24 protein-coding genes and 1 pseudogene are annotated in these 25,809 nt (G+C 63.7%); 11 read left to right on the top strand and 14 right to left on the bottom strand.

Going from position 1 to position 25,809, the window contains the following annotated elements:
• Positions 1 to 47: 47 nt before the first annotated feature.
• The 6 genes from BLR26_RS07785 to BLR26_RS07760 all read right to left on the bottom strand — a co-directional run bounded on the left by BLR26_RS07785 (position 48) and on the right by BLR26_RS07760 (position 5,849).
• Complete coding sequence (locus BLR26_RS07785) at positions 48 to 1,022, bottom strand: FecR family protein (protein WP_045197189.1); 975 nt, start codon at positions 1,020 to 1,022, stop codon at positions 48 to 50.
• Entirely contained in the window at positions 1,019 to 1,603 is a 585-nt protein-coding gene (locus BLR26_RS07780; RefSeq protein WP_045197187.1) for an RNA polymerase sigma factor, read from the bottom strand. The genes BLR26_RS07785 and BLR26_RS07780 overlap by 4 nt, the downstream gene beginning before the upstream one ends.
• A gap of 1 nt (position 1,604) precedes the next feature.
• Entirely contained in the window at positions 1,605 to 1,931 is a 327-nt protein-coding gene (locus BLR26_RS07775; protein WP_093379632.1) for a DUF3325 domain-containing protein, read from the bottom strand.
• Positions 1,931 to 3,505: a PepSY-associated TM helix domain-containing protein gene (locus tag BLR26_RS07770; RefSeq protein WP_093379628.1), complete on the bottom strand. Its 1,575-nt coding sequence runs from the start codon at positions 3,503 to 3,505 to the stop codon at positions 1,931 to 1,933. The genes BLR26_RS07775 and BLR26_RS07770 overlap by 1 nt, the downstream gene beginning before the upstream one ends.
• Entirely contained in the window at positions 3,502 to 3,807 is a 306-nt protein-coding gene (locus BLR26_RS07765) for a DUF3649 domain-containing protein (protein ID WP_045197184.1), read from the bottom strand. Before BLR26_RS07765 ends, BLR26_RS07770 begins: the two co-directional genes overlap by 4 nt.
• Before the next feature lie 74 nt (positions 3,808 to 3,881).
• Positions 3,882 to 5,849 (bottom strand): ligand-gated channel protein, encoded by a 1,968-nt coding sequence (locus BLR26_RS07760; protein WP_093379623.1) that lies wholly within the window; start codon positions 5,847 to 5,849, stop codon positions 3,882 to 3,884.
• A 219-nt stretch (positions 5,850 to 6,068) separates the two neighbouring features.
• On the opposite strand from BLR26_RS07760, the gene BLR26_RS07755 reads away from it, so the two are divergent.
• The 4 genes from BLR26_RS07755 (at position 6,069) to BLR26_RS07740 (ending at position 10,508) form a co-directional block, all read left to right on the top strand.
• The gene (locus BLR26_RS07755; RefSeq protein ID WP_045197879.1) at positions 6,069 to 6,563 is read left to right on the top strand and encodes a sigma-70 family RNA polymerase sigma factor; all 495 of its coding nucleotides are present in this window, start codon (positions 6,069 to 6,071) and stop codon (positions 6,561 to 6,563) included.
• Positions 6,560 to 7,492: a FecR domain-containing protein gene (locus tag BLR26_RS07750; protein ID WP_093379618.1), complete on the top strand. Its 933-nt coding sequence runs from the start codon at positions 6,560 to 6,562 to the stop codon at positions 7,490 to 7,492. The genes BLR26_RS07755 and BLR26_RS07750 overlap by 4 nt, the downstream gene beginning before the upstream one ends.
• 90 nt (positions 7,493 to 7,582) lie before the next feature.
• The gene (gene fecA, locus BLR26_RS07745) at positions 7,583 to 9,922 is read left to right on the top strand and encodes a TonB-dependent Fe(3+) dicitrate receptor FecA (RefSeq protein WP_176794216.1); all 2,340 of its coding nucleotides are present in this window, start codon (positions 7,583 to 7,585) and stop codon (positions 9,920 to 9,922) included.
• Positions 9,923 to 10,100: 178 nt separating this feature from the next.
• Positions 10,101 to 10,508 (top strand): HPF/RaiA family ribosome-associated protein, encoded by a 408-nt coding sequence (locus BLR26_RS07740; protein WP_093379612.1) that lies wholly within the window; start codon positions 10,101 to 10,103, stop codon positions 10,506 to 10,508.
• 53 nt (positions 10,509 to 10,561) lie between these two features.
• Here the strand turns inward: BLR26_RS07740 and BLR26_RS07735 are convergent, their stop codons facing one another.
• The 4 genes from BLR26_RS07735 to BLR26_RS27085 all read right to left on the bottom strand — a co-directional run bounded on the left by BLR26_RS07735 (position 10,562) and on the right by BLR26_RS27085 (position 13,488).
• Complete coding sequence (locus BLR26_RS07735) at positions 10,562 to 10,960, bottom strand: hypothetical protein (RefSeq protein WP_093379608.1); 399 nt, start codon at positions 10,958 to 10,960, stop codon at positions 10,562 to 10,564.
• Positions 10,953 to 11,117: a hypothetical protein gene (locus BLR26_RS27280; protein ID WP_176794215.1), complete on the bottom strand. Its 165-nt coding sequence runs from the start codon at positions 11,115 to 11,117 to the stop codon at positions 10,953 to 10,955. The genes BLR26_RS07735 and BLR26_RS27280 overlap by 8 nt, the downstream gene beginning before the upstream one ends.
• A gap of 580 nt (positions 11,118 to 11,697) precedes the next feature.
• The gene (locus tag BLR26_RS07730; protein WP_093379603.1) at positions 11,698 to 13,125 is read right to left on the bottom strand and encodes a PAAR domain-containing protein; all 1,428 of its coding nucleotides are present in this window, start codon (positions 13,123 to 13,125) and stop codon (positions 11,698 to 11,700) included.
• A 3-nt stretch (positions 13,126 to 13,128) separates the two neighbouring features.
• On the bottom strand, positions 13,129 to 13,488 hold the full coding sequence (locus BLR26_RS27085; RefSeq protein WP_143013261.1) for a hypothetical protein: 360 nt from the start codon (positions 13,486 to 13,488) through the stop codon (positions 13,129 to 13,131).
• A gap of 259 nt (positions 13,489 to 13,747) precedes the next feature.
• On the opposite strand from BLR26_RS27085, the gene BLR26_RS07720 reads away from it, so the two are divergent.
• Positions 13,748 to 14,053, top strand: a complete 306-nt coding sequence (locus tag BLR26_RS07720; RefSeq protein ID WP_093379594.1) for a DUF3509 domain-containing protein — start codon at positions 13,748 to 13,750, stop codon at positions 14,051 to 14,053.
• Here the strand turns inward: BLR26_RS07720 and BLR26_RS07715 are convergent.
• Positions 14,022 to 14,489 (bottom strand): phosphate-starvation-inducible protein PsiE, encoded by a 468-nt coding sequence (locus tag BLR26_RS07715; protein ID WP_093379589.1) that lies wholly within the window; start codon positions 14,487 to 14,489, stop codon positions 14,022 to 14,024. The genes BLR26_RS07720 and BLR26_RS07715 overlap by 32 nt on opposite strands.
• Before the next feature lie 171 nt (positions 14,490 to 14,660).
• On the bottom strand, positions 14,661 to 15,842 hold the full coding sequence (gene hmpA / locus BLR26_RS07710; protein ID WP_093379584.1) for an NO-inducible flavohemoprotein: 1,182 nt from the start codon (positions 15,840 to 15,842) through the stop codon (positions 14,661 to 14,663).
• A gap of 153 nt (positions 15,843 to 15,995) precedes the next feature.
• Here hmpA and norR point away from each other — a divergent pair, with 153 nt between their 5' ends.
• The 4 genes from norR (at position 15,996) to BLR26_RS07690 (ending at position 19,666) form a co-directional block, all read left to right on the top strand.
• Positions 15,996 to 17,549 (top strand): nitric oxide reductase transcriptional regulator NorR, encoded by a 1,554-nt coding sequence (gene norR / locus BLR26_RS07705; RefSeq protein WP_093379579.1) that lies wholly within the window; start codon positions 15,996 to 15,998, stop codon positions 17,547 to 17,549.
• An 80-nt stretch (positions 17,550 to 17,629) separates the two neighbouring features.
• Positions 17,630 to 18,529, top strand: coding sequence for a chemotaxis protein (locus tag BLR26_RS07700; protein WP_045197161.1), 900 nt, complete (start codon positions 17,630 to 17,632; stop codon positions 18,527 to 18,529).
• Positions 18,530 to 18,608: 79 nt separating this feature from the next.
• The gene (locus BLR26_RS07695) at positions 18,609 to 18,920 is read left to right on the top strand and encodes a hypothetical protein (protein WP_093379574.1); all 312 of its coding nucleotides are present in this window, start codon (positions 18,609 to 18,611) and stop codon (positions 18,918 to 18,920) included.
• Positions 18,917 to 19,666: a YkgJ family cysteine cluster protein gene (locus BLR26_RS07690; RefSeq protein ID WP_256326705.1), complete on the top strand. Its 750-nt coding sequence runs from the start codon at positions 18,917 to 18,919 to the stop codon at positions 19,664 to 19,666. Before BLR26_RS07695 ends, BLR26_RS07690 begins: the two co-directional genes overlap by 4 nt.
• A gap of 6 nt (positions 19,667 to 19,672) precedes the next feature.
• On the opposite strand, the gene BLR26_RS07685 is transcribed toward BLR26_RS07690, so the two are convergent.
• Positions 19,673 to 20,758: a methyl-accepting chemotaxis protein gene (locus BLR26_RS07685; RefSeq protein ID WP_371128667.1), complete on the bottom strand. Its 1,086-nt coding sequence runs from the start codon at positions 20,756 to 20,758 to the stop codon at positions 19,673 to 19,675.
• Positions 20,759 to 20,974: 216 nt separating this feature from the next.
• Positions 20,975 to 21,256 (bottom strand): annotated as a pseudogene (locus BLR26_RS27660) (PAS domain-containing protein); the annotation flags it as partial.
• Positions 21,257 to 21,547: 291 nt separating this feature from the next.
• Here BLR26_RS27660 and BLR26_RS07680 point away from each other — a divergent pair.
• Together BLR26_RS07680 and BLR26_RS07675 are read left to right on the top strand one after the other, a co-directional pair.
• Positions 21,548 to 22,714 carry an efflux RND transporter periplasmic adaptor subunit gene (locus tag BLR26_RS07680; protein WP_093379560.1) on the top strand — a complete coding sequence of 389 codons (1,167 nt, stop codon included), beginning with the start codon at positions 21,548 to 21,550 and terminating at the stop codon, positions 22,712 to 22,714.
• On the top strand, positions 22,711 to 25,803 hold the full coding sequence (locus BLR26_RS07675) for a multidrug efflux RND transporter permease subunit (RefSeq protein ID WP_093379555.1): 3,093 nt from the start codon (positions 22,711 to 22,713) through the stop codon (positions 25,801 to 25,803). Before BLR26_RS07680 ends, BLR26_RS07675 begins: the two co-directional genes overlap by 4 nt.
• The last annotated feature ends 6 nt before the right edge of the window (positions 25,804 to 25,809 follow it).

Genomic DNA, 25,809 nt, shown 5'->3' with positions numbered 1-25,809 from the left:
CACGGTTGTCGCGCGAACTTACCTCATCAGTTTTCTGAAAATATTTTTCAGCGGATCAGCGTCACCCGCTCCAGCAGGGTATTGCGCTTGAAGCCCAGCACCGCGCCGAGCGAATCCAGCGCCGCCAGCGGCTGGCTGGCCGGGAAGCTGCCGCTGACCTTGCGTTTGCCCAGTTCGCTGTCGAGCACGATGATGCGCCCTGGATAGTAGCGGGCCAGGTCGTCGATCACCGTGCTCAGCGGCACCTGGTAGTAATTGAGCCAGCCTTGGCGCCAGGCCAGGCGCGATTCGCTGTCCACCGCTTCGACGGCGCTGGCGGTGCCGTGGCGGTAGGCCACCTGCTGGCCGCCGCTCAGCTGTTGCTGCAAGCGCCCGGGCTCGGCGGTCACCGCCACCCGGCCATCGAGCACGGTGACCCGCGCGCCGCCATTGTGCTTGCGCACCTCGAAGCGGGTGCCGAGTACCCGCGTCTCGCCCTTTGCCGCCTCGACCACGAACGGCGCGCCGGTGTGGGTGACATGAAAGAACGCCGCGCCACGGCGGATCGTCACCTGGCGCTGACCCTCGCTGAAATCTACCGACACGGCGCTGCCAGCATCCAGAGTCATGTGCGAGTTGTCGGCCAGCACCACTTCCTCGACTTGCCCCGGCGCCGTGACGTAATCCGCCTGCAGGTCATCCAGCCAGTAGGCCGGATGCCAGCCGGCAGCGGTGCCCAGCGCCAACACCAGGCAGGCAGCGGCAGCCAAGGTGGCGACACGGCGCCAGGTGCGCCCCGCTGGCGGTTGCTGCATGGCGCGCAAATAGCCTTGCAAGGCCGGGTCGTCCTCGGCTGCCAACAGGCTCGCCGGCGCTTCGCTCAGGCGCCACAACGCCTGGGCCTGGGCATAGGCGCGGCCATGGGCCGGATGGGCGAGCAACCAGCGCTTGAACTCGGCGCGCTCGGCCAGTTGCGGTTGCTCGTTGATCCGGCTCAGCCAGCCCAGTGCGGCCTGGTGCTGCGCGGCGGTGATGTCAGTCATGGTGCTTTCCCTGGCTTGCGGGTGCTGGCCGGCGGCAGCTCGATACTCGCCTTGCACGCCTCCAGTGCGCGCATCATATGTTTTTCCACCGCACTCTGGGACAGGCCCATGGCCTTGGCGATCTCGGCGTACTTGCGCCCGTGAATGCGGTTGAGCAAGAAGATCTGCCGGGTACGCTCGGGCAGCAGGCGCAGCGCCGCCTCGATGCGCTGCAGGTCGCTGTTTACCTCCAGGGCCACTTGCGGTGCGCTGACATGCTCGTCGGCCACCTCCAGTTGCAGGCTGTCGTTGACCCGCTCGCGGGCACCTTCGCTGCGCAGGTGATCGATGGCGATATTGCCGGCGCAGCGCAGCAGGTAGGTATCGAGCGCCTCGACCTTGACCTGCGGCCGGCGCCAGAAGCGCAGGAACAACTCCTGGATCAAGTCCGAGGCGGTGGCCCGGCAGCCGATGCGGCGGCTGACCAGGGCTTCCATCTGCGCCCGTTGGGCGAGAAACACCTGCACAAATCGCGCGCGCCCGCTGGCCCCGTCGGTGTCGTTGCCACCTTCGGCGGGTAGGTCGAGCGGCTCGTTGACCAAGCTACAGCGACGCCAGGGCAGTCAATGGCGCCAGCACCACGCTGGCCGCCGCCAGGCCCAGCAGCAGGCGCGGCTGGTAAGGCAGGAGGAACACCCACAGGGTGACGCCGGCCATCAGCACCGCGAACAGCTCGACCAGGCCCATGGCCCAGCCGCTGTGGCGCACCGCCAACAACAGCGCCAGGGCCAGCAGCGCCCAGCCCGCCACCCGCAGCGCCGCACGCCGCGCATTGCTCGGTGGCTGTCCGAGCAGGTCCTTGTAGTGCTTGTCCATGGCCAGGCACAGGGCGGCGAAGCCGGCAAAACCAAACAGGGCAATGGCCAGCATCAGTTCACCTCGCTTTCAATCAACGTGCCAGGCGCGGCCTTGGGCTTGCGCTTGGGCGCGACTAGCGGCGCCCGCCACATCTTGCTGGCAGCCCAGGCCAGGAACAGGCCGCTGGCCAAGGCGGTCAGGTCGAAACCAGCCATGGCCCAGTCGCCGACGGCGAGCGAGTGGTTCAGGCCCTGGCCGGTGGTCAGGCCGTTGAGCAGCGGCAAGCCCGCCCACATCAGCGCGCCGAGGCCCAGTTGCTCGGCCCAGGCTCGGCGGCCGCGGCGCAGCATGGCGTGCACCAGTGACAAAGCCCAGAGCAGGAAGAAGCAGTTGGTCTCCCAGTCGGCACGGCCTTCAAGGTCGATCGGCAACAAGCGGTTGGCCCAGAAGAACGCCGCCACACCCAGCAGCAAGCCGCTCATGCTGGCGATGTTGAGCACCTCGACCAGGCGCAGCTCGAACGGCTGGGTGCCGCTCTTGGCATGCTTGAGCTGGCGCTTGCCCAGCCACATGACCAGGCCGGTGCCGATCACTGCGGTGCCGGCCAGGCCAAAGAAGAAGTACAGCCAGCGCAGCCACGGCCCGGCGAAAATGCCCATGTGCAGGCCGTACATGCCGCCGGAAATCAGCACCGGCGTGGCCTCGATCTGGCTGCCGCCCTCAAGCGTGCCGTTAACCCCGTCAAACAGCCAGCCACCGCCGCGCTGGTGAGCAATGCGGTCACCGGCATGGCGGGCGAACCGGACCCGGGCGTTCTGGTCACCGGGGTTCTGTACCTCGACCCAGGCAAGATTGGCCCCGGGCGCCTGCTCCTGGACCTTGGCGTACAGCTGCGGCAAGGGCAGCAACGGCGCCGCGGTGCCGGCGGCCTGGACCTGGCTCTGGCCGCCGAACAGGTCGTTGAAAAAGCCACGGGTGTTGTCGCCATAGCTGGCGATGATGCTGGCCGGCATGACCATGGCCATGAAGATCACCAGGCTGCTGTAGCTGATCATCAGGTGAAACGGCAGCACCAATACGCCGATGGCGTTATGCCCGTCGAGCCAGGAACGCTGGCCCTTGCCCGGGCGGAAGGTGAAGAACTCCTTGAAGATCTTCTTGTGGGTAATGATCCCGGTCACCAGGCCCAGGAGCATGATGAACGCGGCAAAGGTCGACAGCCAGCGGCCCCAGGGGTGAGGCATCTCCAGCTGGAAATGGAAACGGTAGAAAAAATTGCCGCCACGGGTCTCGCGCGCCTGCAATTCGGCGCCGGTGGCAGGGTCGAGGGTTTTGGAAGTGAAGTCGCGGCGCCCGCCTCCAGCCTTGGGCCAGCTCACGCTCAGCGCCGATTCGCGAGCGTTGGGCAACTCGATGAACCAGCTGCCCGCAGTCGGCGCATGCTCTTGCAGGTAGCGTTGGGCCAGGTCCAGGCTGGCCGCCGGATCCAGCGCCCGGCTGGGTACTTCCGGCTGGGTCCAGTGGCTGATTTCTTCCTTGAAGTAGGACATGGTCCCGGTCAGGAAAATCGCAAACAGCAACCAGCCGAAGATCAGCCCGGTCCAGGTATGCAGCCAGGCCATGGCCTGGCGAAAGCCCTCTTTCATGGGTTTTTCATCCAGTAGGCCAGGCCGCTGATCATCGCCAGCACCAGGCTCGGCACCAGTACTCCCAGCCAGGCCTGCCAGGCACTACGACAGGCGAAGCACCAGAGAAAAGCCACCAGGTAGAACAGGAACGACAGCATCATGCCGCTGATCACCGCCTCGGCACGCGGAACCGGCAACAGCAGGGTGATACAGACGCTGGCCATGGCCGCCAGCAGGTAGCCACCGAACACGGCAGCCAGGCTGCGGGAAGTCACGGCCAGGCGATAGCTGATGGGCAGCCCGGCGGCTTTGCTTTTCATGGCATCGGTCCATTACGAGAAGCGCACAATAATAATGATTTATATTCTCATAAGCAAAACCGCAGGCCGGCCGATCAGAACGACAGGTCGACGCCCATGGTGTAGCGGCGGCCGTCCAGCACGGTCTGGTAGTTGTCGTAGTCCACTTCCTTGTTGAAGACGTTGTACATACCGGCCAGCAGCTTGACGTTCTTGGTCACCCGGTAGGTGCCGCCGAAGTCGACGAAGGTGTACGACGGCGTGCCGTCGGACATGGTGGTGCGGCCCAGGTAGTCCGAGGTCTTGCCGCGATAGTTCAGGCGCGCCCAGGTGCCCAGCTGGTCGGTGGCCTGCCAGTCGAGGGTGGCGTTGAACATGTGCCGCGGCATCTGGTTCAGGGCCTTGCCTTTCTGCGGGCCGCTCTTCTGCTCGGAGGCGGTGAAGGTGTAGTTGGTGGCCAGCGACACGGTCTGGGTGATGTCCCAGTCCAGGGTCGCTTCGATGCCGCGCATCTGCGCCTCGTCAACGTTGACCCGGTCACTGATGAACTTGTACGAGGTACCGCCGATCTGGCACTGGCCCGAGGCATTGCCGGTGCTGTCGGTGCAGCGGCGGGTCTCGGTGATCTTGTCTTTGAAGTCGGTGTTGAACAGGGTCAGGCCGGTGGAGAATCCTTCGAGGTTGTCCCAGATAAAGCCGATTTCCTGGCTCAGGCTCTTCTCCGGCTTGAGGCTGGAGTTGCCGACGATGATCGCCGGGTCGCCACCGCCACCGGTGATCTGGCCCCAGTCATCGACGGCGGCGCGGATGTCCGGCGAGCGGTAGCCGCTGGATACACCCCCCTTGATGGTCCACTGCTCGGTCGGGTGGTAGACCCCGTACAGGCGTGGCGACCAGTGCGTGCCGTAGTTTTCGTCGCGGTCCATGCGCAGGCCACCGGTCAGGGCGAAGGCTTCGGTCAGGCGCCATTCGTCTTCGGCAAACAGGGCCCACGACCAGCGGGTCAGCTGGTTGACGCTGGCCGCCGAGGCCAGTTGGTTGCCTTCGTCGCTGAGGTCCTCGTACTTGTACTGGCCACCGAAGGTGGTGATGTGCGAATCGCTGAAGAACGACACCTGCGAATTAAGCACAGTGTTTTCCAGCTCCATGCGCCGACCCGGGTTCTCGATCTTTTCGCGCTGCAGGTAGCTTTCGCTGGTTAGGCTGTCCCAGCGCCCGGAATGGGTGATGGAAAAGTTGGTACGGTCGTAGTCGTTACGGCTGGCGGAACGACTGGCCGAACGGCCGACGTGGGAGTTGCGCTCCTGCTCGGACTTGCCCGCTTCGAGGGTGATGTCGTTGTGTTCATCCGGGGTGAACGACAGCTTGGCCGTAGCGCTGTCGGTGCTCTGCTCGTTGAAGCCGTTGACGATATGGTCTTCGTCGCGGCGCGAGCGCTGGCCGTACAGCTGCAGGCCGACCAGGTTGTCGACCAGGGGCCCGGAGATGAAGGCGTTGGTGCTGTTGTAGTTGCCCGAGTCGGAGCGGTCCTGGAAGGTTGCTTCGGTGCGCACGCCGCCGTACCACTGCGGGGTGACCTTGCGGGTGATGATGTTGATCACCCCACCCATGGCGTCGGAGCCATACAGCGAAGACATCGGCCCGCGCACCACTTCGATGCGCTCGATGGCTTCCAGCGGCGGCATCCAGCCCTGTTCGATACCGGCGCCGTCACTGTTCGGGCGGGTGGCACGCGAGTCCTGGCGTTTGCCGTCGACCAACATCAGGGTGTACTTGGAGGCCATGCCGCGAATGCTGATGTCGCTGGAGCTGGCGCCACCGGTGACCACCACGCCCGGCACATCGCGCAGGGCATCGGTGACGTCACGGTAGGACTTGTTCTCGATCTGCTCGCGGGTAATCACCGAAATCGATGCCGGCGCATCCTTGATCTGCTGGGAGAAACCCGACGCAGTCACCACCATGTTGTCCAGCTCCAGCGGCTGGTTCTGAGCTGTGGCTTGCGCGGTGTAGAGCGAGCAGAGGGTAAGCGCGAGGCAGGATTTACTGAAAGTCGGGGACACGAGGACCTCTCCCTGAGAAATGTAAAGGTTGCGTAAATTCATCTAGGGAGCGAATGCTATTCATTCTCAAATGTGAGTAAAGCGTATTTACGTTTTTTACATTTCCCCGATCCTCTGCTACGCCCGTCAGTCAGGCACCGATTGCCGAGTAGTGGCACCTTTCACTACAATGCGAACAATTCTTATTCTGTTGCGCATCCCGGCGCCGGAGTGTTCACGGTGCCCAGCGCTCCCCCTTCCTCGCTCGAAGGCCTCTACCTCGACCATCACAACTGGCTCACTGGCTGGTTGCGCCGGCGTCTGGGCTGCCCCGACAGCGCCGCCGACCTGGCCCAGGACACCTTCATGCGCCTGCTCCAGGGCCGCGAAACGCCGCTGCTCAACGAGCCGCGGGCGTTCCTCACCACCGTCGCCAAACGCGTGCTGTGCAACCATTACCGCCGCCAGGACCTGGAGCGCGCCTACCTCCAGGCGCTGGCGCAGTTGCCCGAGGCACTGGCACCGTCGGAAGAACACCGGGCAATCATTTTCGAAACCCTGCTGGAGCTCGACCGCCTGCTCGACGGCTTGCCACTGGTGGTCAAGCGCGCTTTCCTGATGGCCCAGGTCGACGGCCTGAGTTACGCCGAGATCGGCGCGCAACTGGGCATCTCCCTGGCCACGGTCAAGCGCTACCTGAACAAGGCGGCCATGCGCTGTTACTTCGCCCTGTGAACGGCCATCAGGAGTTTTCCCCGCAGGTGGCCGAACAGGCCGTGCACTGGCTGATCGAGCTGCAGGGCGGCGCCCTCGATGCGCGTCAGCAACAGGCCCTGCAGCAATGGTTGCAGGCCGACGACAACCACCAACGCGCCTGGGAGCACATCCAGCGGGTCAACCAGCGTTTGCGCGGCTTATCCTCGCCCCTGGCCCACGCCGCGTTGCAGGCGCCACGTTCGGCCAGCCGCCGCCGGGCGCTGAAAACCCTGCTGATCCTCGGGGTCGGCAGCGCCAGTGGCCTGGCCTTGCAGCAGCACACCCCGTTGCCGACATTGCTCGCCGATTACCGCAGCCCGGTCGGCGAACGCCGGCGCCTGGCTCTGGACGACGGCAGCCTGCTGCAGCTCAACACCCGCAGCGCCGCCGACGTGCGTTTCGATGCCAGCCAGCGCCTGGTGCACCTGCTCGAAGGTGAACTGCAACTGACCGTGGCCGGCGATAGCCGACCGCTGCAACTGCGCAGCGAACACGGCCTGCTGAACCTGGGCAACGGCCGCTACAACCTGCGCCAGTTCGCCGGCTACAGCCAGTTGGCGGTGTTCGAAGGCAGCGCCAGCCTGGCCGGCAATCGCCTGGGGGCGGGCCAGCAAGCGCGCTTCAACGGCCCGCATTGGCAGGCCAGCCAGGCCCTGGACAGCAACCTCGGGGCCTGGGTCGACGGCATGCTGGTGGCTGCGCACATGCCCCTTGGCGCGTTTCTCGACGAGCTCGGCCGCTACCGCCGCGGCCAGCTCAACTGTGCACCCGAGGTGGCCAGTTTGCTGATCTCCGGCAGTTATCCGCTGGCCGACAGCGAACGCATTCTCGACCTGCTCGAGGTGGCACTGCCGGTGCGCGTGCGGCGCTTTACCCGCTACTGGGTGACGGTCGAAGCGCGGGCCTGAAGGTTTTTTCCACTGACCTGAGCCGTTTTCACCTCTCGCGTGACAGAGAAGGCAGAACCCTTTGCTTCGACCTTCTCAAGGATCTTCTGCATGCCCCTTCGACCGAGTCCACTTGCCCAGGCCCTGCGCACCCTGCTGCTGGGTGCCAGCCTGAGTTTCAGCGCCGTTGCCGTCCAGGCAGCCGAGGCCCCGGCGCGCACTTACCAGATCGCCCCGAGCACGCTGGAAAACGCCCTGAACCAGTTCGGCCGTGAAAGCGGCGTGCTGATCTCGTTTGGCTCGCAGCTCACTCGCGGTGTGCATAGCCCCGGCCTGCAGGGCCAGTACAGCCCGCAGCAGGGTCTCGATGCATTGCTGCAAGGCACCGGCCTGCACGCCCGCGCCGAAGGTGACAACGCCTTCAGCCTGCAACCGCTCGCGGCCGCCAGCGCGCCGGTCGAGCTCGGCGCCTCTACCGTGGTCGGCGACTGGCTGGGCGCGGCGCAGCAAGACAACGTCTTCGAACATGCCGGTGCCCGCGATGTAATCCGCCGCGAAGAATTCGAGCGCAGCGGCGCTACCACCGCGCGCGAAGTGCTCAACCGCATCCCCGGGGTCAACGCCCCGGAAAACAACGGCACCGGCAGCCACGACATGGCGCTGAACTTCGGCATTCGCGGGCTCAACCCGCGCCTGGCCTCGCGCTCGACGGTGCTGATGGACGGCATTCCGGTGCCGTTCGCACCCTATGGCCAGCCACAGCTGTCGTTCGCTCCGATCAGCATGGGCAACATGGACGCGGTGGACGTCGTGCGCGGCGGCGGCGCGGTGCGCTACGGCCCGCAGAACGTCGGCGGCATCGTCAACTTCGTGACCCGGGCGATCCCCGACGAGCCGACGGTGAAAGCCGGTTTCCAGACCCAGACCAGCCCGTCGTCCAGCCACGACGGCTTCAAGACCAGCGCCAACCTGCTCGCCGGCGGCACCAACGCCAACGGCCTGGGCGGCGCCCTGCTGTACTCCGGCAGCCGTGGCGGTGACTGGCGCGAGCACAGCGACACGCAGATCGACGACCTGATCCTCAAGGGCAAATACCAGCTCGACGAGGCCAACAGCCTGCACGCCATGGCCCAGTACTACGAAGGCGAAGCGCAGATGCCCGGCGGCCTGAGCGTTGCCGACTACGATGCCGACCCGTACCAGTCGACCCGCCTGCAGGACAAGTTCTGGGGCCGGCGAACGATGTTCAACTTCGGCTATGACTACAAGGAAGACGCCCGCCAGTTCAGCGTCAACAGCTTCTTCACCAAGACCCTGCGCAGCGGCTATCTGGACCAGGGCAGCTTCGTCTCGCTGTCGCCGCGCGAGTACTGGGTACGCGGCATCGAAACACGCTTCTCCCAGGGCTTTGCCCTCGGCGAGAGCTGGCATGAAGTGGGCGTCGGTTACCGTTACGTCAACGAAGCCGGCCACGAGCTGCGCTACCGCGAGCCGATCGCTGCCAACCAGTTGCCGACCAGCGCCAGCCGCAACGACCGCGACACCCGTGGCAGCACCGAAGCCCACGCGCTGTTCCTCGATGACCGCATCGACATCGGCCAGTGGACCATCACCCCGGGCATCCGCTACGAAATGATCGATTCCGAGCAGTCGAACAAACTCAACGGCCAGCGCTACCAGGGCGACTACAACACCGCGCTGCCGGCGCTCAATGTCATGTACCACCTGACTGACAGCTGGAACCTGTACGCCAACACTGAAGGCTCGTTCGGCAGCGTGCAATACAGCCAGATGCCCAACCGGGTCAGCAGTGGCGAAGTGAAACCGGAAAAAGCCCGCACCTGGGAACTGGGAACCCGCTACGACAACGGCAACCTGCAGGCCGAGATCGGCGCCTTCCTGATCAACTTCGACAACCAGTACGAAAGCAACCAGACCAACGATTCGGTGATCGCCCGCGGCGAAACCCGACACCAGGGCATCGAGACCAGCGTCAAGTACGCCCTCAAAGGCCTCAACCCGGCGCTGGCAGGTTTCGACGTGTATGCCACCTACGCCTTCGTCGACGCTAAAATCCGCGAAGACGGGCCGAACAAGGGCAATCGTGTGCCCTTCTCCTCGCGCCACAAAGGCACCTTGGGCATCGGTTATACCGAAGGCCAGTGGCGGCTCAACCTCGACAGCAGCTACCAGAGCGACCAGTTCGCCGACAACGCCAATACCGCGGCCGAAAGCGCTGACGGCAGCACCGGGCGCATCCCCGGCTACATGCTGTTCAGTAGCCGCGCGGCCTACGATTTCGGCCCGCAACTGTCGAACCTCAACGTCGCCGTGGGGGTGAAAAACATCTTCAATCACCAGTACTACACCCGCTCGTTCGACGACAACAACAAGGGCAAGTACGTGGGTGAACCCCGTACGGTATACCTGCAGACCTCCGTCGCGTTCTGATCCAGCGCATGCAAAAGCCCGGCCTGTGCCGGGCTATTTGCTACAAGATATTTTTATTTCAAAAGGGCTTGAATTGTTTGGCCAAGTGCCTGACCTTGTAGTCAAGAGGCGATGGTTGTCACAGGCCGCCAAGGCCCCATCGATTCTCTTGCGAGCTAGCTGAATAAGGGATTGAACTATGCAAATCCAGGTCAATAGCGACAACCATATTCAAGGCAACATCCGGCTGGAAGAGTGGGTCCGCAGCACGGTAGAAAGCACGCTCGAACGATATGACGAAGACCTCACCCGCATCGAGGTCCACCTGCGCGACGAGAACGGCGACAAGCCAGGTCCGCACGACAAACGCTGCCAGATGGAGGCACGCCCAAAAGGCCATCAACCGATTTCCGTAAGCCACAAGTCCGCATCCCTCGACCAGGCTGTCGAAGGCGCCGCAATCAAACTGAACCACGCCCTGGAGCATTTCTACGGCAAACTGCGCAGCAAACGCGCAGTCACCCAGCAAAGCGACAGCGGTGCCCAGAATGATGGGCTGATGCAGCAAGAGTTTCTGGAGAACGAGCAAGCTCGCAGCAACGGATAATCAGCAACGCAGACGGTAAAAAGGCGAGCCCATGGGGCTCGCTTTTTTTATGCTCAGGTTTTTGAAAGCTTGATCAGGCCTACACCGATAAACAGCCATGCCGAGCCAATGATGATCAGCCAGGAAGCAATCAACAAGCGTCGGCGAAGCCGTGGCGGAAAGTTGCGCAAGTCCTCTGCATCCATCATTCCCAGGCGGATGCAAAGCTTTGGATAAAGCATTGCACCGCAAATCGTGCTGAGCAAATAGCAGCGTGATTTCAACCTTGTGGTCCCCCAGAACGGTATCTGCTGCTTGAGCCAGAGGCTGTTTGGAAGGCTGGCAATGATGAGGTCGAAGTCACGGCTTCGGGCGATGTGGGTTTCCATGGCTACGCCAGATAAGAGGATGCCAAAGGGTGCAAAACCGAAAGCGATCGCAACGCTCGGCGGCCAAGTGTTTATGTCAATCATGGTTCACCTGATAAATCTTGTCTCCTAGCCATTCTCCGATGGTGTTGAAGTCGCGGCTGCAGGCGATATGCGCGCCTATCGCCACGCCGGAAAGACTGAACACGAAAGGAGTCAGCATGAAAGTAAATGCCCACCAGGAGCTCCAAAATCCCGTCATGAATTGACCTTTTTATAAATGAATTCCCTGAGCCATTCGCCACCTGCTTCAACTCCTGGCCCGCCCGCAAGCGACCCACCAGAAAAGCTTCCGGCCTCAGCAAATCGAATCTTTTTACACCCATCCGTCTCCTCTGCCCTGCAAACTTCCAAGGCGAGCCCATGGGGCTCGCTTTGGAATGCTCAGGTTGCTGAAAGTTTGAGAAGGCATACACTTAGGAGCATTCCTATGCACCCCAAAATCGTGAGCCAGAACGATGCGATCAACCACCGTCGAAGGTAAGGTGGAAAGTTACGTAAGTCTTCTGCATTCAGCCTCCCGGTGCGAACACTGAAGCTCGGGAACACAAGAAAGCCCGAGATACCGGCAACCAGATTGACTCGAGCCGTCGGAAGGATCAGCCCTCCCTTTAATATCTGCTGCTCTGGCCAACGACTGTTCTTAAGGGCTGCAAGCATGACGTTCAAGTGTCGACTACTGGCCACGTATCGGTTGATAAATACGCCTGTCACACCAGTTACAATGGGGGTGAGCAGGAATGAAATCTGGATATCAGAATGCCAAGTGTAGTAATCAAATGTCATGGTTCCATCCGGTTGTAAAGTGCTTCTCCCATAGACTCCCCGCCCGTTTCTCCCGCTAATCCGAATGCAACGGACCCTCCTCCGACTAATACGATGCCGCAAACGGCACCGCCTGCCCCGGCTGTCACGGCACCAACAGCACCACAAGCAAAACCAGCCAGCAGACGTCCGGCCAACGCTCCTACAGCACCACCCGCCAACCCCCCAGAAAAACTCCCAGCCTCAGTAAATCGAATCTTCTTACACTCCTCCGTCTCCCCCGCTCTACACACTTCCTGCACTTTGAGAACCGACGCGCCACCCCCCAGGGCAATACCGACATACCCACCGTGCTTAAGGTATTTCGCGGTCCGGGATACCTGCTCAAGGTGTGTGGCATAACCCGGGATCTCTCCCGGCGCACCGGCACGGCTCCAGTGGTGAACCAGGCTTTTGGTCGAGATGCCGAGGTCTCGACGCAGGCTGTCGTAACTGCCCAGGTTCAATGGCTTGTTGAGAAACGCCGTCTTCAACTGGGCATCCAGCTGGCGGTACAGCTGTTGGCGGGAGGCGAAAAACTGCGGGCTGTTCAGATGCCCGTAGGTGCTGAACGAGCGCTGATGCAGCTGTTCAAGCGCGCGCAGGCTGTTTTCAACCTGGCTCAAACCATGACCGAGCATGTCTTTGCCGACGCCCATCGACTGGCTGGCGCCGCTGAACAAGCCGGCGATTTCACCCTGGTAGCGGACCATGAAGTTGGCCTCTTCCTCGGTCAGCGGCGCCAGTGCCTCGCGCACCTGGGCGGCAGCGGCCATCAATTGCGCTTCCTCGCGGGTGCAACTCATGCCGTTGTCGGGGTCGCCGAGAACGAACAGCTCGCCTGCCTTGAATCCTTCGGCGAAGGTGGGGTTAAGCCGCTGCAGCCGGGCGCTGAGGTAGCGGTTTTCGCCGCCAAGCCGGGCCAGCACCTGCTGACCCGACATACTGCGTGGCACCACATAGAAGCCCGGCTCCAGCGCGCCAGGCGCACTGGACATGGCTGAAGCGGGATTAGTCGTGGCGATGGCGGCTGGCCTGGGCGTCGCCGCAGGCGGCTTGAAGGCCTGGCCAGCCGGCGCGGCAAAGCCGCCCGCTACCGGCGCCGCTCTGGCGCCGCTACCATCCAGCGGCGCGACCAGGCGGTTGCTGCCGGCCGGGCAGCCGCAGTCGATCTGCGCACCATCAAAGGCGATCGGCAGCCCGTTGATGGTCCAGTCAGCATACCCTTCGGCAATCTTGCCGGCCTGGCCGCACTCCGGGCATGGCGTGGTGGCATCCCCCAGGCGCAGGCTGCCGACCCCGTTCTGCAGGTGACTGGACTGGCTGCTGAGGCAGGTCGCCCCGCTGGTGGTCGGGTCGCCATGCTGCCCGGCGCCGCGACCATTGAGGCTCAGGCGATAGACCATCGCTCACCTCGCGCTCGTGAGGAAATCGTCCGCCATGGGTACACCTTGCTGCTTGCTGATCAGCACGGTGTTTTGTGGGGTATCGATGATTTCATCACCGTTGCTCAAGGCACTGCCGACCAGGGCAATGGCCTGATCCTGCAGTTGCCCTTGGGCTCCGGCGCCGCTAATGATGTGCGCGCGGCTGCCGTCCGGATACTCGGCATAGTCACCGGTCTGCGCCACGCGCACCACCTGGCCATCGTCCAGGGTGATGGTCAGTGGGGCACTGGCCTGGCGAATGACACCCCCTTGCGCGTGCGGCTGCCTTGGGTTGCCAGACGATAGATGGCTTCGGTAACAGAGGATGAAACGGCTGCGCACTGTTGCGAAGTCAGCGCGTTGGTGAAGGAAGAGGTGGCGGGTTGATTATTCCGTGTCATGTGTAGCTTCCTTGGGCAAATGAAGCCCGGAACCTAGCACGGTAAAGGTGGCCTTCTGCCTGGGCAGAGGCAATTCAGAAGCATCCCACTCGGTCGTAGGATTTAGCTGTCAGATATCGCAAAAGACCGTGAGAAAAATCACCTGAACCAACCCTCCCCCTCCCGGTCAATCACTGCATGTCTTTGCCAGGTGAAGCACCATGATCAACCCTTTCGAACAGATCAACGACGCTTTTGCCCCCGAGTACCGGGTCAACCTGAGTATCGAGCGACTCGACGGCAGCATCATGCTGACCCTCTCCAACGACACCGGCATCGTCGCCAAGCGGCTGATCAGCCCGGCCCAGCGCAACGACCCGCAGCGCCTGCAGCGCTTGATCGAGAGCGTCCAGTTCGGTATCGCCATCGAACAGGGCCACAGCGCCGTGGAAATCCTCGCCGCCATGACCCGCAACGGTGCAAAAGCCGGCCAGGTTACTTGGCTTCCTCGATCTCCTTGCCACTAGCATCGATGGCTTTGGTCGACGGGTAGCGGTACGAGGCGTAGCGCACCACCAGGATCGAGAACGCCAGCAGCAGGATGCCGCCGCACACGTACAGCAAACCGGCGTCCGGCGCCTTGTGGTGCGACACGTCGCCAATCAGCAGGCGGGTCAGCGCGGTGATCGCTACATACAGCAGGAAGCGGATCGGCATGTGGTTGGTCTTGAAGTAGATCCCGACCATGGCGCCGAGCTCGAGGTAGATGAACAGCAGCAGGATGTCGTCGACGCTGACGCCCTTGCCGAGCATCTCGATGAAGGTGACCACGGCCGCGTAGGCGGTGATGCCACCGATGCCGAACAGGGCCAGGTAGTGGAACGCCTCGACGCACAGGTTGCCCAGCGAGTCGGCCGAGCCATGCAGGCTCTTGCGCAGTTTGTCAGCCCAATTGATGCTCACGATACGGTTTCCTTGATACGGCTGGAAGGATGATGCGCCAGGCGCATGACGCTTTGTCTGCATGCAGTAAAAAGGCCAGGCCCCCTGCTTGAGAAGGCGACCGATTGCCGCAAGGCACAGCCATCGCTGGCCGTGCCCCTATCCTTTCAGTTCGCGGTTACCGAAACGTGTTTACTCCAGCGCCGAAGCCGGGCCGAAGAATTCGTAGCGGCTCTGCTGCTCGGGCACGCCCAGGCCCTTGAGGTGGCGCTTGACGCTGGCCATGAAGGCTTTCGGGCCGAGGAAGTAGGCGTCCACATCACGCTCTTGCGGCAACCACTGGCCAAGCTGATCGGCGCTGAGCAAACCCACGGCGTCCGCCGGCTGGCTGACGCCATCGTCCTCGGCATAGCAGTAGAAGCGCTTGACCTGCGGGTGGCGCGCCGCCAGTTCATCGACCCAGTCGCGGAAGGCGTGCACCGCGCCGTTGCGCGCGCAGTGAATGAAGTGCACCAAACGGCCGCTGTCCAGCGCCGCTTCGAGCATCGGCAAGGTCGGGGTGATGCCGACGCCGCCGCTGATCAGCACCAGCGGCTTGTCGCTGGCACTCAAGGTGAACTCGCCCGATGGCGGGAACAGGTTGATGCTGTCGCCTACCGCCAGTTGCTGGTGCAGGTAGTTGGAGACTTTGCCGCCGGCTTCGCGCTTGACGCTGATGCGGTACTGGCCGGCATTGCTCAGGGCCGACAGCGAATAGTTGCGGCGCTGTTCGACGCCGTCGATCAGCAGTTGCAACCCGATGTACTGGCCAGGCTCAGCCTGCAGGATCGCGCCGCCATCAACCGGGGCGAAGTAGAACGAGACGATTTCGCTGCTCTCCTCGACCCGCTCGACCAGCTTGAATGCGCGCGCGCCACGCCAGCCACCAGGGGCCGCAGCTTTTTGTGCATAGACCTCGCCTTCGGCACCGATGAGGATATCGGCCAGTTGCTGATAGGCCGCGCCCCAGGCGGCGATCACTTCAGGGGTGGCGATGTCTTTGCCGAGGACTTCTTCGATGGCGCGCAGCAGGCAGCTACCGACAATCGGGTAATGTTCCGGCAGGATCTGCAAAGCCACATGCTTGTTGATGATCTGCCCGACCAGGCCACCCAGTTGTTCGAGCTGGTCGATGTGCCGGGCGTACATCAGCACGCCATTGGCCAGGGCCCGTGGCTGGTCGCCGCTGGCCTGGTGGGCCTGGTTGAACAGCGGGCGCACTTCGGGGTACTCGCTGAGCATCAGCTTGTAAAAATGGGTGGTCAGCGCTTCACCGCCGCTTTCCAGCAGGGGTACGGTGGCTTTGACGATTGCACGATCCTGGGCATTGAGCATGGATGACTCCTGAGCCTGTGGCTTCTTGATGAATGCCTGAGTTATTACAGCTTTCGTGCCAACTATTTAATTCATATAAATTAATAACTTATAAATTAAAGAGTCATAACGACAACATCTGCGATATAGTCATTTTGACCCACAGGAGTCTTTATGACCGCAAAATCCCTGCTCACCGCCTTGCTGCCGCTGGTCAGCGACCTGTCCCGCGAATTGCCCGAACGCGAGCGCTACCGGCGCCTGCTCCAAGCCATGCGCAGCCTACTGCCGTGCGATGCCGCGGCGCTGTTGCGCCTGGACGGCGAATGGCTGGTGCCCCTGGCGGTGGACGGCTTGAGCACCGATACTCTCGGGCGGCGCTTCAAGGTCGATGAACATCCACGCTTTGCCGCCATCCTCAGCCGCGAAGAGCCCACCCGCTTCGCCAGCGACAGCGACTTGCCCGACCCTTATGACGGCCTGGTCGAAGGCCTGCATCATCAGCTTGAGGTCCACGACTGCATGGGCTGCCCGCTGTTTGTCGACGAACAGCCCTGGGGCCTGATCACCCTCGATGCGCTCGACCCGGAGCAGTTCCAGCAGGTCGAGCTCGATGCCCTGCAGGCCTTTGCCAGCCTGGCCGCGGCTACGGTCAGTGTTGCCGAGCGCATCGAACAACTGGCCTTGCGCGCCGAAGACGAACACCAGCGCGCCGAGGTGTATCGCCAGGCCAGCGGCCAACAGCACAAGGAACTGATCGGCCAGAGCAAGGCGCACAAACGCCTGCTGGAAGAAATCCGCCTGGTCGGCAGCAGCGACCTGACGGTGTTGATCACCGGCGAAACCGGGGTCGGCAAGGAGTTGGTGGCCCAGGCCATCCACCAGGCCTCGAGCCGCGCCGAGCGGCCGATGATCAGCCTCAACTGTGCGGCGCTGCCCGACACTCTGGTCGAGAGCGAGCTGTTCGGCCATGTGCGTGGCGCCTTTACCGGCGCGGTCGGCGAGCGCCGTGGCAAGTTCGAGCTGGCCAATGGCGGCACGTTGTTTCTCGATGAAGTCGGCGAGTTGTCTCTGAGCGTGCAGGCCAAGCTGTTGCGCGTGCTGCAAAGCGGCCAGTTGCAACGCCTGGGCTCGGACCAGGAGCACCGCGTCGATGTGCGCCTGATCGCCGCCACCAACCGCGACCTCGCCGAAGAAGTGCGCGCCGGGCGTTACCGCGCCGATTTCTACCACCGCCTGAGTGTGTATCCGCTGCTGGTACCGTCGCTGCGTGAGCGCGGGCGCGATGTGCTGCTGCTCAGCGGCTACTTTCTGGAACAGAACCGCTCGCGCATGGGCCTCGGTAGCCTGCGCCTGAGCGCCGAAGCCCAGGCCGCACTGCTTGCCTACAGCTGGCCGGGCAACGTGCGCGAGCTGGAGCACCTGATCGGCCGCTCGGCGCTCAAGGCCCTGGGGCAACATGCACAGCGGCCGAAAATCCTCACCCTGGAGGCCGCTGACCTGGACCTGCGCCCGCTCGAGGCGCTGCCGACACAAGCCGAAACACAGCCGCTGGTCGAAGCGCCGCTGCCCGTTGGCGACCTTCGCCAGGCCCTGGATGACTACCAGCGCCAGCTGATCCAGGCCTGCCTGGAGCGCCACCAGCACAACTGGGCCAGCACCGCCCGCGAGCTGGGCCTGGACCGGGCCAATCTCAGTCGCCTGGCGCGGCGCTTGGGTCTACGCTGATTTCACCGAGTGATTAAAGCCACGGGCTGCCGGGTCGATAACCTGGCATCTCCCCCTATTACTCTGCCCTGAAGGTGCCTATGGCGTCGCAAAATGCCCGCGCGGACTCGCTGTCGCTGCTGCTGTTTACCCTGCGCAGCGGCAAGCTGATGGCGATCAACCTGCTCAAGGTCAGTGAAATCATCCCCTGCCCGCCGCTGACCAAGCTGCCGGAGTCGCACCCGCACGTCAAAGGCGTGGCCACCCTGCGCGGCAACTCGCTGTCGGTCATCGACCTGTCCCGGGCCATCGGCGAACGGCCGCTGGCAGACCCGGACGGCGGCTGCCTGATCGTCACCGACATCAGCCGCTCCAAACAGGGCCTGCACGTGCAGGCGGTGAGCAAGATCGTCCATTGCCTGAGCACCGACATCAAGCCGCCGCCCTACGGCTCGGGGAGCAAGTCGTTCATCACCGGCGTGACCCGGGTCGACAACACCCTGGTGCAGGTACTGGATATCGAGAAGGTCATCCACGGCATCGCCCCGCCGCCCCACGAGGTGGCCAGCTCCGAGCTCAATGCAGAAGATGCTGCGGTACTGGCCGCCACCAACATTCTGGTGGTCGATGACAGCCAGGTGGCCCTGCAGCAGTCGGTGCACACCCTGCGCAACCTCGGCATCGAGTGCCACACCGCGCGCAGCGCCAAGGATGCAATCAACACCCTGCTGGAACTGCAAGGCACCGAGCGCGAGATCAACGTAGTGGTATCGGACATCGAGATGTCAGAGATGGACGGCTACGCCTTCACCCGCACCCTGCGCGAAACCCCGGACTTCCAGCACCTCTATGTGCTGCTGCATACCTCGCTGGACAGCGCCATGAACAGCGACAAAGCCAAGGATGCCGGGGCCAACGCGGTGCTGACCAAGTTCTCCTCGCCGGAGCTGACCGACTGCCTGATCGTCGCCGCGCGCACCGTGGCCTTCGAAGAACGCTGACACATACCCGCGAAGCGCTGCGCTTGAATGTGCCTGAGGCTCAGGCACAATTGTGCGCACACCTTTGCGAGTACCCGCCATGAAAGCCCTCCTCTTCACCCTGCTCGGCTGCGCTGTGTTCAGTGCCGGCGCCCAGGCTTCCAGCAGCCAGGCCTGGAGCGAGCATGAACAGCAGGTCCTGAAAAGCTGCATCGCCGCCAGCCAGCTCAAACAGGTCAAGGCCCTGGGCAAGGCCGCCGAGTTCGACGACCGCGTCGGTTACAGCGCCTTGCTGCTCGAAGGCCGCTACCCGCAAAAACACATGAACAACCGCAAAGGCACCGAGCTGTGCCTGTTCGATAAAAAACGCAAGGCGGCTTTCGTCACCGAGTGGGCACCCGGCCAACCGTGAACAGCGCACCTGCCTCCGATATCCGTTTCGACTGCACCGGCTGTGGCAAATGCTGCACCGGGCATCATGTGCCCCTGACCTTGAGCGAAGCCCGCCACTGGGCTGGCTCTGGCGGCCAGGTCATCGTCCTGGTCGAAGCCTTCCTCGCCAACGGCCTGGGCCTGCCGGCCGAGCAGCGCGAGCACGCCATGCGCCGCTCCTGGCCGGTGCCCTGCGGCAGCAGCGAAGCCTGGGTGACCATCACCTTCGCCGCCTTCAATCCCGGCCGCTGCCGCAACCTGAATGACGACAACCGCTGCGGCATCTACGAGATCCGCCCGCTGGTGTGCCGCATCTACCCGATGGAAATCAACCCGCACATCCCGCTGCGCCCCGAAGCCAAGGACTGCCCGGGCGAAGCCTGGCAAAGCGGCCCGGCGCTGATCCACGGCAATCAATTGGTCGATAAGCGCCTGGCGGAGCTGATCGAGCGTTCACGCCAGGCCGACCGCGATGATATCCGTGCCAAGGTTGCCATCTGCCAGGCGCTGGGCATCGATGTCAGCGCGCTCAAGGGCAATGGCTTTACCGCATACCTGCCCGACACTGCCGCGCTTGCCCAGGCCCTGCAACAACCGGCGCTGGAGCAGCCGCTGGCGCCGTGGACGCTGCATGTGGTCGATCCGCAACTGAGCGCCGAGCTTGAAGCCTGCGGCGCGCAGGTGTGCAGCGAACCGGGCTTGTACTACAGCTTCATCGGTTTTTGAATCACCCTACTGGCAGCGCCGCCAGAACTCATCGGCCAGCCGGCGCAGGTCTTGCGCCAGCCCGGCCACGTCGGTGGCGCTCAGGTGGCTCTGCTGGCCGACCTGCACCGTGGCTTCGCTGGCCTGGCGAATGCTGATGATGTTGCGGTTGATGCTCTCGCTGACCTGGCTTTGCTGCTCGACTGCCGCGGCAATCTGCAGGCTCATTTCACTGATCTGGTTGACCCGCAGGCTGATGCCGTCCAGGGCGCTGGCGGCGCGCTGGGCCTGTTCGACACTGTGCCCGGCATGTTCGCTGCTCTGCTGCATGACCTGCACCGCTTCGCGCGCACCATTTTGCAGAGCGCTGATCATCCGCTGGATCTCGTGGGTCGACTGCGCGGTGCGCTGGGCCAGGCCGCGTACTTCGTCGGCAACCACGGCAAAACCACGGCCCTGGTCACCGGCTCGCGCCGCTTCGATGGCAGCGTTGAGGGCCAGTAGGTTGGTCTGCTCGGCGATGCCGCGAATCACCTCGAGCACCCCGGTGATCTCGCTGCTGTGGCTTTCCAGATTGTGGATAACTTCGGTGGCCGAATTCAGCGAGTTGGCCAGGTTCTGGATGGCGCTGCGGTTGAGGTCGACCAGTTGATGCCCGGCCTGGGTTTCCCCTTCGGCCTGGTCGGCAGCCTGCGAGGCTTGCTGGGCGCTGCTGGCAACCTGGGCGACGCTGGCGGCCATCTGGTTGATCGCGGTGGCCACCTGGTCGGCTTCGCTTTGTTGCTCCAGGCTGTTGCTGTGGCTGCTTTGCAGCGACTGGGCAAGGCTGCCGGTATGCCCGGCCAGGCGCCGCGAGGTATCGCCGATACGCCCGACCACCGCACCCAACTGGCCCTTGAGCATGCGCAGGGCGAAGTCGATCTGGCCGATGCCGTCGCGCCGGCCGGTGTACAGCTGCTGGCTCAAGGGGTTGTCGGCAATCGCCTGGGCCTGCACGCGCAGGCGCTCCAGCGGGCGCAGGGCAATGAAGATCATCAACGCCGCCAGGCCGCTGGCCACAATCAGCTCCAGCGCACCTTGCCATGGCAGCACCGGCAGCAGCAGGCGACTGATGGCAAACACCGCCGCCAGCGCCAGGGTCACCCCGCCCCACAACTGCCAGCCCAACCCCAGCACCGGCAGACGCTGCCACCAGCGGTTGCGGCCACTGCGCAGGTGGGCGTAACAACGCTCAGCGGCCTCGACCTGCTCGGCACTGGGCTTGGTCCGCACCGACTGGTACTCCATGGCCTGACCGTTGCTGGAGATGGGCGTAACAAAGGCGCTGACCCAGTAATGGTCGCCGTTCTTGCAACGGTTTTTCACCAGGCCCATCCATGAGCGGCCGCTCTTCAGCGTTTGCCACATCTGCGCAAAGGCCTGGGGCGGCATGTCCGGGTGGCGGACGATATGGTGGGGGTTGCCGATCAACTCTTCGCGGGTAAAGCCACTGATCTTGATGAAATCGTCATTGGCGTAGGTGATCTGGCTGGTCAGGTCAGTGGTGGAAAGGATATTGGCGTCACCGGGATAATCCACATTGCGACCGGTCACAGGCAAATTGCTCTTCATCGGAGGCACTCGTTTTTGTCGGGGAGAATCGGCAGGGCGTACGACTCTAGTGGCAAATTTTTGCGCAATCTTGATCCAGCTCAGGATATTGGCACTTGGCCATTACCGAGCTGAAATACACAGAATCTGCTGTGTTGGCAGGTCGGGCCTCATCGCGGGTCAAGCCCGCTCCCACAAAGGAGCGGTGTACGCCAAACCTGTCAGCGCTGTCAGTTAGCGGTCACGCTGCTGACCTGATTGAGCGGCTATAACGCTACATACCGATCCCTGCGCCCGCGGTGCCCTGCAAGCATGTCAATCAAGCCTCGTTCCGTCGTTATCTGCGCCCTGCTCATCGCCCTGGCAGGCATCGCCCTGTGGCTGGTCAACCGCCCCGGCAAGGAACAATCCACCACCAGTAGCGCCATCCCGGTGCGCGTGGTCAGCGTCAAGCAGCAGGACGTGCCGCGCTTTGTCAGCGGCATCGGTTCGGTGCTGTCGCTGCACAGCGTGGTGATTCGCCCGCAGGTCGAAGGGCTGCTGACGCAGTTGCTGGTCAAGGAAGGCCAGGCGGTCAAGCAAGGCGACCTGCTGGCCACCATCGACGACCGTTCGATCCGCGCCACCCTCGAACAGGCCAAGGCCCAACTGGGCCAGAGCCAGGCGCAGTTGCAGGTGGCCGAGGTCGACCTCAAGCGCTACCGCCTGCTGAGCACCGACAACAGCGTCTCAAAACAGACCCTCGACCAGCAGCAGGCGCTGTTCAACCAGCTCAAGGCCACGGTACTCGGCAACCAGGCCGCGATTGCCGCCGCCCAGGTGCAGCTGTCTTACACGCAGATTCGCTCGCCGGTGACCGGCCGGGTCGGTATTCGCAATGTCGATGAAGGCAACTTCCTGCGCGTGGCCGACACCCAGGGGCTGTTCAGCGTGACCCAGATCGACCCGATCGGTGTCGAATTCTCGCTGCCGCAGCAACAGCTGCCAACCCTGCAGGGCCTGCTCACCGCGCCAACCCCGGCGGTGGTGCAAGCCTACCTGGAAGGCGACGGCGACAGCGGCGGCACGCTGCTGGGCGAGGGCAGGCTTAGCCTGATCGACAACCAGGTGGCGGCCAACACCGGCACCATCCGGGTCAAGGCCGAGTTCGCCAACCCGGATGCGCGGCTGTGGCCCGGGCAACTGGTGACCCTCAAGCTGCAGACCGCGCTGGATCAAAAAGCCCTGGTGGTGCCGCCGCAAGTGGTACAGTGCGGCATCGACGGCCATTACGTGTACCGCCTCAATGGCGACAAGGTCGACAGCGTGCCGGTCAAGGTGCTTTACCAGGACAGCGTGCTGAACATCATTGCCGGGGTCGCAGCTGGCGACCGGTTGGTGTCCGACGGCCAGTCGCGGCTCAAGCCCGGCGCCCATGTCGAAATCGCCCCTGAGGCGCCGCCGCCAGAAGACGTGACCAGCGCCAAGGTGCAGCCATGAACCCGCGCGGCTCGATCAGCGCCTGGTGCATCGACCGCCCGATCGCCACCCTGCTGCTGACCTTCGCCCTGGTGCTGCTCGGGGTCATCGCCTTTCCGCGCCTGCCGGTGGCGCCATTGCCCGAAGCCGATTTCCCGACCATCCAGGTTACCGCGCAACTGCCCGGCGCCAGCCCGGAAACCATGGCCTCGTCGGTGGCCACGCCGCTGGAGGTGCAGTTCAGCGCCATCCCCGGCATGACCCAGATGACCTCCAGCAGCGCCCTGGGCTCGACCAACCTGATCTTGCAGTTCACCCTCGACAAGAGCATCGACACCGCCGCCCAGGAAGTCCAGGCGGCAATCAACACCGCCACCGCGCGCCTGCCCCAGGACATGCCCAGCCCGCCGACCTGGCGCAAGGTCAACCCGGCCGACAGCCCGGTGCTGATTCTTACCGTAAGCTCGGCGCAGATGCCGGCCAACGAGCTCAGTGATTACGCCGAAACCCTGCTGGCCCGCCAGTTGAGCCAGATCGACGGGGTCGGCCTGATCAACATCACCGGGCAGTTGCGCCCGGCCATCCGCGTGCAGGCCCAGCCAGAAAAACTCGCCGCCCTGGGCCTGACCCTGGCCGACCTGCGCCAGGCCATCCAGCAGACCAGCCTGAACCTGGCCAAGGGCGCGCTGTACGGGCAGAACAGCGTGTCGACCATCGCCACCAACGACCAGTTGTTCCACCCCGAGGAATACGCCCAGCTGATCGTCTCGTACCGCGACGGCGCGCCGGTGCACCTGCAGGATGTTGCCAAGGTCATCAATGGCGCCGAAAACGCTTACGTCAAAGCCTGGTCCGGCGAGCAGCAGGGCCTGAACCTGGTGGTGTTCCGCCAGCCCGGGGCGAACATCGTCGATACCGTCGACGGCATCATGGCGGCCTTGCCGGGGCTTGAGCAGATGCTGCCGGCATCCGTGCAGGTGTCGGTGCTCAACGACCGCACCCAGACCATCCGCGCCTCGCTGCACGAGGTGGAGATCACCCTGATGATCGCCGTGCTGCTGGTGATCGGGGTAATGGCGCTGTTCCTGCGCCAATGGTCGGCAACCCTGATCGTGTCGAGCGTGCTCGGTGTGTCGCTGGTGGCCAGCTTCGCCCTGATGTACCTGTTCGGCTTCAGCCTGAACAACCTGACTCTGGTGGCCATCGTCATCTCCGTGGGCTTTGTGGTCGATGACGCGATCGTGGTAGTGGAGAACATCCACCGTCACCTGGAAGCCGGTGACGGCATGCGCGAGGCGGCGATCAAGGGCTCGGGCGAAATCGGCTTTACCGTGGTGTCGATCAGTTTTTCGCTGATTGCCGCGTTCATTCCGCTGCTGTTCATGGGCGGCGTGGTCGGGCGGCTGTTCAAGGAATTCGCCCTCACCGCCACCTCGACCATCCTGATTTCCGTGGTAGTGTCGCTGACCCTGGCGCCGACCCTTTGCGCCCTGTTCATGCGCCGCCCGCAGCACAACGCGCAGGACACCCCGAGCCGCCTGCTCGGCTGGTACGAGCGCGGGCTGGTCAAGGCCCTGGCCCACCAGCGGCTGATGCTGGGCCTGTTCGGCCTGACCTTCGCCCTGACGGTGGTCGGCTACATTGCCATCCCCAAAGGCTTCTTCCCGGTGCAGGACACCGGCTTCGTGCTCGGCACCAGCGAGGCGGCGGCCGATGTCTCCTACCCGGACATGCTCGAAAAACATAAGGCGCTGGCCAGGATCGTCGAGGCCGACCCGGCCGTGCGAGCCTTCTCCCATGCTGTCGGAGTGACCGGCAGCAACCAGACCATCGCCAACGGCCGCTTCTGGATCGCCCTCAAGGACCGCGGCGATCGCGACGTCTCGGCCAGCGAATTCATCGACCGCCTGCGGCCGAAGCTGGCCAAGGTGCCGGGCGTGGTCCTGTACCTGCGCGCCGGCCAGGACATCAACCTCAGCTCCGGGCCAAGCCGCAGCCAGTACCAGTACGTGCTCAAGAGCAACGACGGCCCGGCCCTGAACCTCTGGACCCAGCGCCTGACCGAGCGGCTGAAGGCCAACCCGGCCTTTCGCGACCTGTCCAACGACCTGCAACTGGGCGCCAGCGTTACCCGCATCGACATCGACCGCAAGGCCGCGGCGCGCTTCGGCCTGACCACCACCGACGTCGACCAGGCGCTCTACGATGCCTTCGGCCAGCGGCAGATCAGCGAGTTCCAGACCGAGACCAACCAGTACAAGGTGATCCTCGAACTCGACGCCCGCCAGCGCGGCAAGGCCGAGAGCCTCAACTACTTCTACCTGCGCTCGCCCTTGAGCGGCGAGATGGTGCCGTTGTCGGTGCTGGCCAAGGTCGCGGCGCCGAGCACCGGGCCGTTGTCGATTGCCCATGACGGCCTGTTCCCGGCCGCCAACCTGTCGTTCAACCTGGCCCCCGGCGTCGCCTTGGGCGACGCGGTGCAGATTCTTGAACGCACCCAGCGCGAACTGGGCATGCCCGATTCGATCATCGGCACCTTCCAGGGTGCGGCCCAGGCCTTCCAGAGTTCGCTGTCGAGCCAGCCGTGGCTGATCCTCGCGGCGCTGGTGGCGGTATACATAATCCTCGGCGTGCTCTACGAGAGCTTCGTCCATCCGCTGACCATCATCTCCACCCTGCCCTCGGCCGGGCTCGGCGCCCTGGCGCTGTTGTGGCTGTCGGGCGAGGATTTTTCGATCATGGGCTTGATCGGCATCGTGCTGCTGATTGGCATCGTCAAGAAGAACGGCATCCTGCTCATCGATTTTGCCCTCGACGCCCAGCGCCACCAGGGCCTGAGCGCCGAAGAGGCGATCCACAAGGCCTGCCTGACGCGCTTTCGGCCGATCATGATGACCACCCTCGCCGCCCTGCTTGGCGCCGTGCCGCTGATGTTCGGCATGGGCGCCGGCGCCGAGCTGCGCCAGCCACTGGGCATTGCTGTGGTCGGCGGGCTGCTGGTCAGCCAGGCGCTGACACTGTTCACCACACCGGTCATATACTTGGCCCTGGAACGCCTGTTCCACCGGCGCCAGACGGCCGTGACCATGGCGCAAACCGATGCCAGTTGAGAGCCG

It is taken from the genome of Pseudomonas sp. UC 17F4, assembly GCF_900101695.1.
In the GTDB taxonomy this organism is placed as follows: domain Bacteria; phylum Pseudomonadota; class Gammaproteobacteria; order Pseudomonadales; family Pseudomonadaceae; genus Aquipseudomonas.
The sequence above is the reverse complement of the archived record's forward strand: the minus strand, read 5'-3'. Positions and strand labels throughout refer to the sequence as shown.

What these genes read in the sequence shown, in the direction of transcription:
- BLR26_RS07775 (WP_093379632.1), bottom strand. Translation starts at nt 1,931, where the DNA reads ATGCTGGCCATTGCCCTGTTTGGTTTTGCCGGCTTCGCCGCCCTGTGC.
- BLR26_RS27280 (WP_176794215.1), bottom strand. Translation starts at nt 11,117, where the DNA reads ATGACGGGATTTTGGAGCTCCTGGTGGGCATTTACTTTCATGCTGACT.
- hmpA (WP_093379584.1), bottom strand. Translation starts at nt 15,842, where the DNA reads ATGCTCAATGCCCAGGATCGTGCAATCGTCAAAGCCACCGTACCCCTG.
- BLR26_RS07675 (WP_093379555.1), top strand. Translation starts at nt 22,711, where the DNA reads ATGAACCCGCGCGGCTCGATCAGCGCCTGGTGCATCGACCGCCCGATC.
- fecA (WP_176794216.1), top strand. Translation starts at nt 7,583, where the DNA reads ATGCCCCTTCGACCGAGTCCACTTGCCCAGGCCCTGCGCACCCTGCTG.
- BLR26_RS07770 (WP_093379628.1), bottom strand. Translation starts at nt 3,505, where the DNA reads ATGAAAGAGGGCTTTCGCCAGGCCATGGCCTGGCTGCATACCTGGACC.
- BLR26_RS07785 (WP_045197189.1), bottom strand. Translation starts at nt 1,022, where the DNA reads ATGACTGACATCACCGCCGCGCAGCACCAGGCCGCACTGGGCTGGCTG.
- BLR26_RS07730 (WP_093379603.1), bottom strand. Translation starts at nt 13,125, where the DNA reads ATGGTCTATCGCCTGAGCCTCAATGGTCGCGGCGCCGGGCAGCATGGC.
- BLR26_RS07735 (WP_093379608.1), bottom strand. Translation starts at nt 10,960, where the DNA reads ATGATTGACATAAACACTTGGCCGCCGAGCGTTGCGATCGCTTTCGGT.
- BLR26_RS07680 (WP_093379560.1), top strand. Translation starts at nt 21,548, where the DNA reads ATGTCAATCAAGCCTCGTTCCGTCGTTATCTGCGCCCTGCTCATCGCC.
- BLR26_RS07695 (WP_093379574.1), top strand. Translation starts at nt 18,609, where the DNA reads ATGAAAGCCCTCCTCTTCACCCTGCTCGGCTGCGCTGTGTTCAGTGCC.
- BLR26_RS07700 (WP_045197161.1), top strand. Translation starts at nt 17,630, where the DNA reads ATGGCGTCGCAAAATGCCCGCGCGGACTCGCTGTCGCTGCTGCTGTTT.
- BLR26_RS07720 (WP_093379594.1), top strand. Translation starts at nt 13,748, where the DNA reads ATGATCAACCCTTTCGAACAGATCAACGACGCTTTTGCCCCCGAGTAC.
- norR (WP_093379579.1), top strand. Translation starts at nt 15,996, where the DNA reads ATGACCGCAAAATCCCTGCTCACCGCCTTGCTGCCGCTGGTCAGCGAC.
- BLR26_RS07765 (WP_045197184.1), bottom strand. Translation starts at nt 3,807, where the DNA reads ATGAAAAGCAAAGCCGCCGGGCTGCCCATCAGCTATCGCCTGGCCGTG.
- BLR26_RS07740 (WP_093379612.1), top strand. Translation starts at nt 10,101, where the DNA reads ATGCAAATCCAGGTCAATAGCGACAACCATATTCAAGGCAACATCCGG.